The following is a 12,098-nucleotide window of genomic DNA, read 5'->3' on the forward strand; positions in this document are numbered from 1 at the left end:
AACACTCACAGCGGGGATAACCTGTGGGTATTAACCACCTGTTCACGGAGTGCTGTGGCGTGCGTCCTAGCCGGTATCAGGGGGCTCTGGTCTACTTGGTGTATGACTACATTGACTGAAACCACAGTCGCTGGCACCGATGACCAGCGGATCGCAACCGAAAACATCACTAAATTCATGGTGGCCCTGGACGTGGATGGCACGCTGGTGGACCACGACGGCCACATGTCTGCCCCGGTCCGTGACGCAGCGCAGGCCGTGGTGGCCGCAGGACACGACGTCCTGATCGCCACCGGCCGCTCCCTGAACGCCACGCTGCCCATCATCGAGCAGATCGGCATGGACACAGGCTATGCCGTCTGCTGCAACGGCGGCGTCACCCTCCGGCTGGATCCGGAGCTGGCCGACGGCTACGAGATCATCCACAAGTCCACGTTTGATCCCGCCCCGGCCCTCCGTGCCCTCAGCGAACGCCTTCCCACCGCCAAGTACGCGCTGGAGGACGAGGACGGAAACTTCCTTGCCACCGAGCGGTTCCAGGACGCCAGCTTCGGCGTCGAATCCATCCCCGTGGACTTCCACACGCTGCTGGAAGCCACCGCCGTCCGCCTGGTGGTGTTCAGCACCGAGAACACGCCCGAGGAGTTCTCCGAAACCATCCAGCAGATCGGCCTGGCCGGCGTGACCTACTCCGTCGGCTGGACCGCGTGGCTGGATATCGCCGCTGCAGGCGTCACCAAAGCCAGTGCGCTGGAGCGGCTTCGCGGCACGCTGGGCATCGAATCCCACCAGACCGTGGCCATCGGGGACGGCCGGAACGACATCGAAATGCTGGGCTGGGCCGGAAGGGGCGTCGCCATGGGGCAGGCCCCGGAGGAAGTCATCGCCGCCGCGAACGAGGTCACCGCGTCAGTGTTCGACGACGGCGCTGCGCACGTGCTGCGCAGCCTCCTGTCGTAGGGCTGCTTCCGGCTGCAGCGGCCCACGCAGCACACCCGCACCCCAGTAACAGTAAAACCAGCTCAGCGCACCTCGAGGATGAGCGAGAGCAGCCGGGCGGCGGCCGGACGGGCCGCATGCTCCTCGGTCCACTGCGCGCGGGCCACGGCCTTGCTGACGGCCTGCGTGGTGATCCCCAGTTCCTGGGCCACAGCCTTCTGTTGTCCGCGGACACCGGGCGTCATCAGGTCAAGGACGCGCCACTCGGCACCGGACCTGCCCCGGACAAGGTGGCCCAGGAGCCGGAGGACGGCTTCCGCCTCGTGTGCGAGGTCCGTAAGGGGCCCCTCCACCGCAACCGGGATGCGCTCCTTGCTGTTCCGGAGCCGGTCAACGGCTCGCCGGGCATAGATCAGGCCGTGCCCGGAAGCGTCCTTGATCTGGTTGGGCAGCGGCTCGTTCACCGGCCCCACCCCAACGCCCACGTACCAGGAGCCGCAGCGGAGGGCGATGAGCGCCGCCTCCACGGCCTGATGCGGGCAGTCCACAATTCCCTGGACTTCGTCCTCAACCGAGCGGTCGAAATCAAGGCGCGCCGGAATGTGCCGCAGGTCCTTCAACAGTTGAGGGACGCGGTCGCCGTCGCGCCGGCTGTCGGTCTGGTTGATGGTCAACGTGAACATGTGAAAAACAGACTACCCGCTAGTAGCACGCTCCGGGCAAGCCAAGTAAGGGGTCCTACAGCAGTTCAACGGCGCGTCCGGGTTGTGCCGTCGCGCCGAAGGTGTTGCGATGGGGGAACGGCTTCCTGCGGGCGGCGCGCAGCAACGTGAGGACGGTTATGGTGGCGAACCCGGAGGACGAATTGATGCAGGACGAATTGTTCCAGGCCAGAATGACGCAGGAAGACCTCGAGCTGGTGGACCGCTGGTGGCGGGCCGCGAACTATCTCTCCGTGGGGCAGATCTATCTTCGGGCCAACCCGCTGCTGCGCGACCCCCTTGCCGCAGACCACACCAAGTCCCGGCTCCTGGGGCATTGGGGGACCACCCCGGGTTTGAACTTTGTGTACGCCCACCTGAACCGGGTAATCCGCCGCGACTCCCAGGACATGCTGTTCGTGGCCGGGCCCGGGCATGGCGGGCCCGCTGTGGTGGCCAACGCCTGGCTTGAGGGGACCTACTCGGAGATTTATGGCCAGGTGGGGCCCGATGAAGAAGGGATAGCAGAGCTGTTCCGCCAGTTCTCCTACCCCGGCGGCATTCCCAGCCACGCCGCGCCGGAGACGCCCGGGTCCATCAGCGAAGGCGGCGAACTGGGGTACGCGCTGGCGCACGCCTACGGGTCGGTGTTCGACAATCCCGGGCTGATCACCGCCGTCGTGATTGGCGACGGCGAAGCGGAAACCGGGCCGCTGGCGGCAAGTTGGCACTCGCACAACTTCCTGGACCCTGTACACGACGGTGCCGTGCTCCCCATCCTGCACCTGAACGGCTACAAGATCGCCAACCCCACCATCCTGGCGCGAATGCCCCAGGAACAGCTGGAGCAGCTGCTGCGCGGCTACGGCCATGAGCCTTACTTCGTCACGGTCAAAGATCCCGACGACACAGCGCAGGCGCACCGCGACTTCGCCGCAGCACTCGACGAGTGCGTGGCCGGGATCCGCGCCATCCAGGAGTCCCGCCGCGCCGGCTCCCGGCCGGATGGGACGAACGACGGCGGTGCTGACGCGGGCACACCGGGCAGCGTTACCGCTGCGCGGTGGCCGATGATCGTGCTGCGCTCGCCGAAGGGCTGGACCGGGCCGCGGACGGTGGACGGGAAGCAGGTGGAGGGCACCTGGCGCAGCCACCAGGTCCCGCTCTCAGAGGTCCGCACCAACGAGAGGCACCTGAGGCAGCTGGCGGAGTGGCTGGCCTCGTACCGCCCGGACGAACTGTTCGGCGCCGACGGCCGGCTCAGGGCCGACGTCGCCCTCAACGCGCCTGCCGGGAACCTCCGGATGAGCGCCACCCCGCACGCCAACGGCGGACTGCTGCGCACACCGCTGAAGCTGCCCGCTTACTCAGCCCACGCCGTCGAGGTTCATCAGCCGGGAACTGAACGCATCAGCCCCATGATCACGCTCGGTTCGTGGATGCGTGATGTCATCTCGCTGAACATGGAGACCTTCCGCCTCTTTGGGCCGGACGAAACCGCGTCCAACCGGCTGCAGGATGTTTACGAGGTCACGGACAAGGTGTGGCAGTACCGGATTGACGACGTCGACGAGCACCTCGCGCGGTCCGGCAGGGTGCTGGAGGTGCTGAGCGAGCACCTGTGCCAGGGCTGGCTGGAGGGCTACCTGCTGACCGGCCGGCACGGGGTGTTCAGCTGCTACGAGGCCTTCATCCACATTGTGGATTCGATGTTCAACCAGCACGCCAAATGGCTCAAGGTCCACCGGAAACTGCCGTGGCGGCAGCCGGTGGCATCGTTGAACTACCTGTTGTCCTCGCACGTCTGGCAGCAGGACCACAACGGGTTCTCACACCAGGACCCGGGCTTTATCGACCATGCGGTGAATAAAAAGGCCGAGGTCATCCGGGTGTACCTGCCGCCGGACGTGAACACGCTCCTCTCGGTCATGGAGCACTGCCTGGCATCAACGGACTACGTCAACATCGTGGTCAGCGGCAAGCAGCCGTCACCCACATGGCTGGGGCCGGCCGACGCCGCGAACCACTGCCGGCGGGGGCTGGGAATCTGGGAGTTCGCGGGTTCCGAAGTGCCGGGCGAGGAGCCTGACGTGGTGCTCGCATGTGCAGGGGATGTGCCCACGGTGGAGACCGTTGCCGCCGCCGGGCTCCTCAAGGACGGGGCGCCCGGCCTGAAGGTCCGGGTTGTTAATGTGGTGGACCTGATGAGGCTCCAGGACGCGAGTGAACACCCGCACGGCCTGACGTCGCGGGACTTCGACGGCATCTTTACTCCGGACAAACCCATCATTTTCGCCTATCACGGCTATCCGGCGCTGATCCACCGCCTGGCGTACCGGCGCACCAACCAGGAAGGCCTGCACGTCCGCGGCTACAAGGAAGAGGGAACCACCACCACACCGTTCGATATGGCCATGCTCAACGGCATCGACCGGTTCCAGCTGGCCATCGACGCGATCGACCGCGTGCCCGGACTCTCAGAGAAGCACTCGCTGCTGCGCCAGAACCTCCAGGACCGGCGGATGCAGGCCCGCGAACACACACGCACCGAAGGCGAGGACCCGGAGGACATCCGCAACTGGACGCTAAAAGCCTGAGCCGGAGGTGAATCCCTAGGAACCGCCAAGGCTGGCGAGCCCGCCGGATGGCACGTGAATCCATCCTTCGGTCAGAGCTGCGGCGGCATGAGTCTCCGGGGCGCGCAGGGTCTGGCCGATCGCGGCAGCCCGGGCGGTCAACGACGCAATCACCGCGTCAAAGAGGTCGTCGGATGCGGCCAGCCGGTCCTCATGGCCGGCAAGGTCCAGCCAAGGTGCCGCCGCTTTCAGGTGCTCCAGGATCACGCCAAGCCGCTCCGCCTCGGGGGCGCCCCGGCCCTTATAGCCGCGGGCCAGGATGCCCCAAAGTTTGAGGGACGCGGCAGGATAGACCTCCGCCAGACGGCCGGACCCGTCCCTTGCCTGCGGCCCGTACTCTGCCGCGATCCTGGCCTGGATCACGGCACACCTCATGGCCGGGTGGGCGAGCCGGTCGGCGGAGACGCTGAGGGGAATCAGCCCGGTGTGCCCCGTGACGAAGCGGTCCGTGTCCCGGTAAGCCAGCAGGCGGCGTCCCTCGATCCCGTCGTGGTCCAGGACCGGACCAGCATCAAGGTTCAGGTGCCCGGCGAGGAACGGCAGGAACGCGTCCGGCCAGCCGACCGGGCAGTCGATTCCCGTCATCGAACTGCTGCCGAAGAGCTCTACGATTTCCCGGTCATGCACATCCAGGGCGAGGTGCTCGAGGCGTGCGGTGCCGGCGTCCCAGGCCAGGACAGCGGCGGCCGTCTTTTTGGTCGCCGCCGCAAGATCGACGCCCAGGGTCCTCATGCAGCCGCGCGGTACTGGAGTGCCCCCGGGATGCCGCCCGTCCCGCCGAGGCTCTCGCCACGGGCGAAGGAAGCCCACAGCCTGCGCACTTCCCGGCCAACGGCGTCGATCTCTTCCCAGGATGCGCCTGCCAGGAGCCCTGCACCAGCCCAGGTTTGCCGGTTGCCGAACAGCAGCGGGAGGTCGACCGTATGGGCGGCACGGTAGAAGTTCCCGGGCGCACCCCAGGACAGCACATAGCTGTGGGCTCTGCCTCCGGCCCGGGCGTGGCGGCGGGCAAACTTCCGCGCAGCCCTCCCATACACCGCGTTCGTCACGGCCCAGTTGATGGCCCTGACCGCGGCGGGGCCTGCCAACGGAACCCTGCCCAGCCGGCTGAGGACGCCATTTCGAGGCATAAACAGCCGGGCTTCGTCGGACGTGTGCCCGATCAGGACCTCGATGTCCGGTGCCGTCGCGTTCCAGGCGTCCTCGATTGCGGCTTCCGGGGGCAGCGGGGCATGTCCGTATTGGGTGCCGAACGGCATGGCCGCAATCAGCCCGTACTTCCGGGCTACCTGCGAGACGTGGTTTTCAACAGCCACAACGTCCATGGCAGGGGTGTCCTCGGTGACCGCTTCCGCGGCAATGCCCATGGCGCGGCTCATCTTGTGCCGGCCGCGCGTAATGCCAAGGGGAGCGCTCTGGATGATGGCCCGCTGGAACAGGGACGGCGCTTCGGGTGTCGCCATGAGGTGGGCCACGGAATCGCCGCCTGCCGACTGGCCGAACGCGGTGACACGTCCCGGGTCGCCGCCGAAGGCTGCGATGTTGCGCTTCACCCAGCGGAAGGCTTCCAGCTGGTCCAGCAGGCCGAGGTTCGCCGGCCGGCCGGTCCCGGTGGCCAGGTAGCCGAACAGACCGAGCCGATAAGTCACGGAGACCACGATGACCCGGTTTTCGCGGACCAACGCGGAGGCATCGAAGATCGCCAGGTCCCCGGAACCGGAGGTGTAGGAACCGCCGTGCAGCCACACCATGACAGGGACCCGCTCGTCGTCGGCAAGCCCGGACGGGATGGTGATGGACAGGCGCTGGCAGTCTTCACTGCCGGGAAGTTCGCCGTAGCGGGTGCCCAGGACGTCGTCGAGGAAGGGGACGGGTCCCTGGGGGCAGGCGGGCGCGAGGCTGGTCGCAGCGAAGGGTGCGGTCCAGCCAGGCGCAGCTACAGGAGGTTGGAACCGGCCCGCGGTGGCGTAGGGAATGCCGGTGGCGCGCAGCACCCCACCATCCCGCCAACCGGTGACAGGCCCGCACGGAGGATTAAACGAAGGCTCAGAACTCACAGCCCAACGATTCCACAGATTGCTGAGAGTTTTTGTCCACTTACTGCGGCTCTGCCGCCGCCTAAGCGACGTTATCCGGACAAAAACGCGGGAACCAACGACGGCGGGTGCCGGCTCTCGCAAGCCGGCACCCGCCGTCGTAGTTAATGTGCGCCCACACGGCCAGGATTTCCCTGACCGGGCGAAGCGCGGTGGGGACTAGTGCGCTGCCGGAACGTAGCGCTTGATGGAGGCTTCCAGCTCGGCCTCGGCGGCGGCGCGGTCGCCCCAGCCCTCGGCCTTGACCCACTTGCCCGGCTCCAGGTCCTTGTAACGGGTGAAGAAGTGCTCGATTTCCTTGATCAGGAATTCGCTGACGTCGCTGACTTCCTGGATGTGGTCAAAACGGGCGTCAACAGGGACGCACAGGACCTTGGCGTCGCCGCCGCCGTCGTCGGTCATGTTGAAAACGCCGATGGGGCGGGACTCAACGATGACGCCCGGGTGCAGATCGAAGTCCTGCAGGAGCACCAGTGCGTCCAGCGGGTCGCCGTCTTCGCCCAGCGTGTTCTCGAAGAATCCGTAGTGCGTGGGGTACTGCATGGAGGTGAAGAGGACGCGGTCCAGGCGGACGCGGCCGGTCTCGTGGTCAACTTCGTACTTGACGCGTGATCCCTTGGGGATCTCGATGGTCACGTCATGCTTCATGGAATGCTCCTCGGCAATTGCAGGGGGTTCGCGGCACAGGAGACGAACCACAAAAGGAGTGTCGGTGCCGCCGACTACTATTGAGGATATAGCGAGAGGCCCAGGTTTCAGGAACTTGCGGGGAAATTTCAGGACTTGAGGACCAGCAGCAGCATGAAGGAAACATCGCGCCCCGGCGGTTCCAAAGCGGGGTTCAAGGACGCATTTCTCTCTGTCATAAGGCGCGCCCCGGTGGTAACGCGCGCCGGCGGCAGGGCGCGGAAGTTGTTGCCTCAGGCTTTCCTTATTGCCCTGATGCTTGCGCTCGCCTTCCCTGCAGCGCTGGTGGTTGCCCCGGGATTCATCAACCCTGAGCCGCCCGCCGCGCCCGTAAATCCAGCCTGGCAGCTGCCGCCGGCCACACTGTCCGCGCGGCAGGGCCTGGCTCCGGTTTCGGTGAACGCTCCGGTGCCGCTGCCCTCCGCAGTCACGGCGCAGCTGGACTCAGTGTTAACGCCCGACGGCGAGGGCAGCTTCACAGGGCTGGTCCAGGATGCGCTCACCGGCGATGTCCTATTTGACCGGGGCGGGTCGGAGAACCGCGTTCCTGCTTCCAACATGAAACTTTTCACTGCAGCGGCCGCCCTGCGGGCGCTCGGCCCCGACCACCGCTTCAGCACCAAGGCCGTGGCCGGGGCTACCGCCAACCAGGTGGTGCTCACCGGCGGCGGCGATGTCCTTCTCGGTGCCGGCGAATCCGCCCCTGGCCAGGTTATGGGCCACGCCGGACTCGCCACGCTGGCCGCCGCCACCGTGGCGGCAGTCCAGGCCCGCGGAACAACGGGCGAGCTCACGGTCCTGGTGGACGATTCCCTGTTCAGCGGGCCGGCCCTCAACCCGGCCTGGGCCGACGGTGATGTTGCGGCCGGCGAAGTTGCTCCGTTGTCTCCGCTCGCCCTGAACTCGGCGCGCTACAACCCGGCCGTCACCACGGGTCCGCGCCCGCAGGACTCGGCCGCCACCGCCGCGGAGGCGTTCGCCACGCAGCTCAAGGCGGCAGGCGCCGCAGTGGGACTCACGGTAGCGGCCGGCGTCGGGCGTTCTCCTGGTTCCCAACCCCCCGGCGCTGTCGCCAGTGCACCCGAAACCGCGTCCCCCGGCCCGGGCGCAGTGCTTGCCGAGGTGAAGTCCGCCACGGTTAGGGACCAGGTGGGCCTGATGCTGGAGTCCTCTGACAACTACCTGGCCGAGGTCCTGGGACGGATGGCCGCTGCGGCATCGGGGGAGCCGGCCAGCAACGACGGTGCCACCGCCGCCGTTCGCGCACAGGTCGGGGAGCTCGGCATTCCCACCGGATCCATGCGGTTCGCGGACGTGTCCGGGCTGGCAATCGGGAACCAGGTCACCGCCGGCCAGCTCGCCGAGGTGGTGCGGGCCATCACTGCAGGGACCGATCCGCGACTGCGAACAGCTCTGGACGGCTTCCCGGTGGCAGGGCTGACCGGGACCCTGGACTCCCGTTACGAAGATGCCGCCACGGCACGCGGCGCCGGTCTGGTCCGGGCCAAGACCGGCACCCTGAACACGGTGACCGCATTGAGCGGCTACGTGGTGGACGCGGACGGCCGCCTTCTGGTGTTCTCGTTCATTGGGAACGGCCTGAAGCCAGGTGCCGCCGGGAACCGCGAGGCTGTGGACCGTGCCGCTGCGGCGCTCGCTGCCTGCGGCTGCCGGTAAGGCGGCAGCTGAGGCGGCCGCAGTTACCCGGCCGCTGCTAGGCCGCCGCCGCGCGATAACTGCGTCAGGACATCTGCTGCCGCACGTCGGCCCGCTCGCCGGAATCGGGCGCAGGGGCCGACACTGATGTTTCGGCACGCCCGGCGGCCACGGCAGGTGTGCCGCTGGTTCCCAGCAATGCGGCCATCACGACGGCGGCCACCACCGACTTCCAGTCCCTGCCGGGTCCGAGGGTCAGCGGAGCGATGGGACGGTATGGAATCATGGTGTTCTCCTCGGTAGGCGACAGAGCGGTGGTCACGCTTCCTGTTCCAATGAGTGTGCAAGCGCCGCTTAGCACTCCGCTTTCGGCATCCTGTGCGCACCCTGTGGACCCGCCTGCGGAACTGCAGCGGGCTTGCCGGCGTTCGCCGGTCAGCGAACTTAAGGACCATCCGCCGCGGGCTGTGATGTGATGGGGCTATGGAGTCCACTGCACGTGATTCGTCCGCACCGGCGTCATCCAGCCCGGCCCAGGCCCTCATCAACTGGGACCTGGCCGCATCCACCGCGGCCCGGCTGGCCTCCGCGGGGCCAACGCTTGGTTCGGCTGAAATCGGCGAGGCAGTGGACAGCCTTCGCCGCCTGGCTGATGCCTCTGTCCCGCATGTCCACGAGATCACCGGCCTGGAAGCCGCCAGGGATCTCCGGGACTCGTCCGTCCTGGTGGTGGACCGGGCAAACTGGGCCAAGGCCAACACGCAGAGCTTTGCGGTAATGCTCAGGCCCGCCATGGAGAAAATGCTGGAAAGCCGCCGCGGCACGGTCAGCCCGGCAGCGGCCAGCGTCAGCGGCGCCATCACCGGCAGCCAGCTGGGCGCAGTCCTGGCCTTCCTGTCCAGCAAGGTCCTTGGCCAGTACGATCCCTTCGCCGCCCTGGCCGAAGGCTCCACAGCCCCGGCCGGTGGCAGGCTGCTTCTGGTGGCCCCCAACATTGTGTCGGTGGAGCGGGAACTGAATGTCACGCCCGAGGATTTCCGGCTCTGGGTCTGCCTGCACGAGCAGACACACCGCGTCCAGTTTGCCGCCGCACCCTGGCTCCGCCACCACATGCTTTCCGAAATCGACAACCTCAGCGTTCACCTGCTCGGAAACGTCGATTCCCTGATGGAGCGCGCCTCCGCAGCCGCCCGCTCCCTCAAGGACCGCTCGGCCACGGGCAATACCCCCGGCCGCGGCGCCATCCTCGACCTGCTGCAGAATCCCGAGGAGAAGGAGTCCCTCTCGCACCTGACGGCCGTGATGAGCCTGCTGGAGGGCCACGCGAACGTGGTGATGGACGCCGTCGACGCCAGCATTGTCCCCTCAGTCAAAACCATCCGGCAGCGCTTCACCGACCGCGGCAAGGACCGCGGCGTCATCGAGAAATTCATCCGCAGCCTGCTCGGCCTCGATGCGAAGATGCGCCAGTACTCCGACGGCGCCAAGTTTGTCCGCGCAGTGGTTGACGTCGCCGGGATGGACGGGTTCAACAGGGTCTGGGAATCCGCTGACAACCTCCCCACCGAGCCCGAGATCCACGAGCCCAAACTCTGGGTTGACCGGATGGGTTTGTAGGTGCCGGATTCCCCCCGCCTGAACGACGTGTCGCAGGCGCCGCACGCGAGCGGCCGACGGCGGCCCGGCAGGCTGGCGCCGGTCGTTGGCAAAGCGCGAAAAATGCTCCAGAACGCCCTGGCGGAGGCCGGCTATCCGGCGCACGTCCTGGTGGCCTGCAGCGGCGGCCCGGATTCACTGGCACTTGCGGCCGTGGCAGCCTATTTCGCCCGCCGCGGCCACGTTGACGGACACCCGCTGACGGTAGGCGCCGTGGTAGTGGACCACCAGCTGCAGGAGGGGTCCGCCAAGGTAGCCGCCGCCGCCGCCCAGGCCTTGAAGGAGCTGGGGCTCACCCTGGTGGAGGTCCGGACCGTGGACGTCGCCGGCACGGGCATGGGTCCTGAAGCCGCCGCCCGGGATGCCCGCCACGCAGCACTGGAAACAGCCGCACGCGAACAGGGCGCCGCCGCCATCCTGCTGGGCCACACGCTGGACGACCAGGCAGAACAGGTCCTCCTCGGCCTGGCCCGCGGCTCCGGGACACGCTCGCTGGCCGGCATGCGGCCCTCCCGCGGCCTGCTTATGCGGCCTTTCCTGGGGCTGCGCCGCGAGGACACCCTGGAGATCTGCCACGTCGAGGAGCTGGAGCCCTGGCACGATCCCAGCAATGCAGATCCGGCTTTTGCCCGGTCGCGGACCCGGGTGGAAGTGCTCCCGCTCCTGGAGGAAAAACTTGGACCGGGCGTGGCTGAATCCCTCGCCCGGACGGCGTCGATCCTGCAGCTGGATGCCGACTACCTGGAGGACGTGGCAGAACGCACATACGCCGGTTTGGCGCAGCGGTCCGGCCCGGAAATCAGCCTTCCCGAGGATGCCCTCGGCGAACTCTCCCCGGCCATCAGGTTCCGTGTCATCGCCAAGGCAGCGGCCGACGTCGGGGGTCAACAACCCAGCTACCAGCGCCTTTTGGCGGCGGAAGCGCTGCTGCGGCGGCAGGGTTCCGCCGGTCCCGTGGAGCTCCCGGGCGGAGTGAGCGTGTACCGGCTGTCGCTGGCACAGCTGGGCGCCGGACAGGGGCGCAAGGCCGGGCGCAAGGCTGCAGGGGCGCAGGAGCAAGGCATTCCCGTTCCCCGCGAAGCGGCCCGCTGTGGGAAGCTAGTATTCCGGCCTCAAAAGCCGCCCCAAGAATAGTCGCACCCCGCATCTACACAGGAGCCATTGGTGGATTCAAACGACGTCCAGGCAGACCTCAAGCACGTTCTCTACACCAAGGAACAGATCGAGCAGCGGATCACCGAGCTCGCTGCCCAGATCGACAAGGACTACGAAGGCCGTGAAATCCTGCTCGTCGGCGTCCTCAAGGGTGCCGTGATGGTCATGGCCGACCTCGCCCGTGCGCTCCACAGCCACGTCTCGATGGACTGGATGGCAGTGTCCTCCTACGGCTCCGGCACGCAGTCTTCCGGGGTGGTCCGCATCCTCAAGGACCTCGACACGGACCTGATGGGCAAGGACGTCCTGATTGTCGAGGACATCATTGACTCCGGCCTGACCCTGTCCTGGCTCAAGACCAACCTGGAATCCCGCGGCACCGCGTCCGTGGAGATCTGCACTGCGTTCCGCAAGCCCACGGCCGCCAAGGTGGAGATCGACGTCAAGTACGTCGGCTACGACATCCCCAACGAGTTCGTGGTGGGCTACGGCCTGGACTATGCCGAGAAGTACCGCAACCTGGACTTCGTGGGCACCCTCGCCCCGCACGTCTACGAGTAACCTTCCTCCCG

At 67.2% G+C, this 12,098-nt stretch carries 11 protein-coding genes; 6 read left to right on the plus strand and 5 right to left on the minus strand.

Features of this window, described 5'->3' with window-relative positions; genetic code table 11:
* Nucleotides 1-102: 102 nt before the first annotated feature.
* The gene (locus IDT60_RS01005) at nucleotides 103-960 is read left to right on the plus strand and encodes an HAD family hydrolase (protein WP_191080548.1); all 858 of its coding nucleotides are present in this window, start codon (nucleotides 103-105) and stop codon (nucleotides 958-960) included.
* A gap of 62 nt (nucleotides 961-1,022) precedes the next feature.
* On the opposite strand, the gene IDT60_RS01010 is transcribed toward IDT60_RS01005, so the two are convergent.
* The gene (locus IDT60_RS01010; RefSeq protein WP_191080549.1) at nucleotides 1,023-1,622 is read right to left on the minus strand and encodes a hypothetical protein; all 600 of its coding nucleotides are present in this window, start codon (nucleotides 1,620-1,622) and stop codon (nucleotides 1,023-1,025) included.
* 185 nt (nucleotides 1,623-1,807) lie between these two features.
* On the opposite strand from IDT60_RS01010, the gene IDT60_RS01015 reads away from it, so the two are divergent.
* Nucleotides 1,808-4,237 carry a phosphoketolase gene (locus IDT60_RS01015; RefSeq protein ID WP_223884011.1) on the plus strand — a complete coding sequence of 810 codons (2,430 nt, stop codon included), beginning with the start codon at nucleotides 1,808-1,810 and terminating at the stop codon, nucleotides 4,235-4,237.
* Between the two features lie 15 nt (nucleotides 4,238-4,252).
* Here IDT60_RS01015 and IDT60_RS01020 read toward each other — a convergent pair whose 3' ends face one another.
* The 3 genes from IDT60_RS01020 to IDT60_RS01030 form a co-directional block, all read right to left on the minus strand.
* Nucleotides 4,253-5,008: a DUF429 domain-containing protein gene (locus IDT60_RS01020; protein WP_191080551.1), complete on the minus strand. Its 756-nt coding sequence runs from the start codon at nucleotides 5,006-5,008 to the stop codon at nucleotides 4,253-4,255.
* Entirely contained in the window at nucleotides 5,005-6,333 is a 1,329-nt protein-coding gene (locus tag IDT60_RS01025; protein ID WP_191080552.1) for a carboxylesterase family protein, read from the minus strand. Before IDT60_RS01025 ends, IDT60_RS01020 begins: the two co-directional genes overlap by 4 nt.
* A gap of 198 nt (nucleotides 6,334-6,531) precedes the next feature.
* Nucleotides 6,532-7,020, minus strand: a complete 489-nt coding sequence (locus IDT60_RS01030) for an inorganic diphosphatase (RefSeq protein WP_024818962.1) — start codon at nucleotides 7,018-7,020, stop codon at nucleotides 6,532-6,534.
* Between the two features lie 294 nt (nucleotides 7,021-7,314).
* Between IDT60_RS01030 and dacB the strand changes: the two genes are divergently transcribed.
* Nucleotides 7,315-8,736: a D-alanyl-D-alanine carboxypeptidase/D-alanyl-D-alanine-endopeptidase gene (dacB, locus tag IDT60_RS01035; RefSeq protein ID WP_223884012.1), complete on the plus strand. Its 1,422-nt coding sequence runs from the start codon at nucleotides 7,315-7,317 to the stop codon at nucleotides 8,734-8,736.
* A 64-nt stretch (nucleotides 8,737-8,800) separates the two neighbouring features.
* On the opposite strand, the gene IDT60_RS01040 is transcribed toward dacB, so the two are convergent.
* Nucleotides 8,801-9,037, minus strand: a complete 237-nt coding sequence (locus IDT60_RS01040) for a hypothetical protein (protein ID WP_191080554.1) — start codon at nucleotides 9,035-9,037, stop codon at nucleotides 8,801-8,803.
* 161 nt (nucleotides 9,038-9,198) lie between these two features.
* Here IDT60_RS01040 and IDT60_RS01045 point away from each other — a divergent pair, with 161 nt between their 5' ends.
* The 3 genes from IDT60_RS01045 to hpt all read left to right on the plus strand — a co-directional run bounded on the left by IDT60_RS01045 (nucleotide 9,199) and on the right by hpt (nucleotide 12,087).
* Nucleotides 9,199-10,332, plus strand: a complete 1,134-nt coding sequence (locus tag IDT60_RS01045) for a zinc-dependent metalloprotease (RefSeq protein ID WP_164203091.1) — start codon at nucleotides 9,199-9,201, stop codon at nucleotides 10,330-10,332.
* A 102-nt stretch (nucleotides 10,333-10,434) separates the two neighbouring features.
* Nucleotides 10,435-11,505, plus strand: coding sequence for a tRNA lysidine(34) synthetase TilS (gene tilS / locus IDT60_RS01050; RefSeq protein ID WP_191080555.1), 1,071 nt, complete (start codon nucleotides 10,435-10,437; stop codon nucleotides 11,503-11,505).
* 30 nt (nucleotides 11,506-11,535) lie between these two features.
* Nucleotides 11,536-12,087, plus strand: a complete 552-nt coding sequence (gene hpt, locus IDT60_RS01055; protein WP_164203087.1) for a hypoxanthine phosphoribosyltransferase — start codon at nucleotides 11,536-11,538, stop codon at nucleotides 12,085-12,087.
* The last annotated feature ends 11 nt before the right edge of the window (nucleotides 12,088-12,098 follow it).

Origin of the sequence: Pseudarthrobacter sp. BIM B-2242 (assembly GCF_014764445.1) — a bacterium.
GTDB classification, from domain to species: domain Bacteria; phylum Actinomycetota; class Actinomycetes; order Actinomycetales; family Micrococcaceae; genus Arthrobacter; species Arthrobacter luteus_A.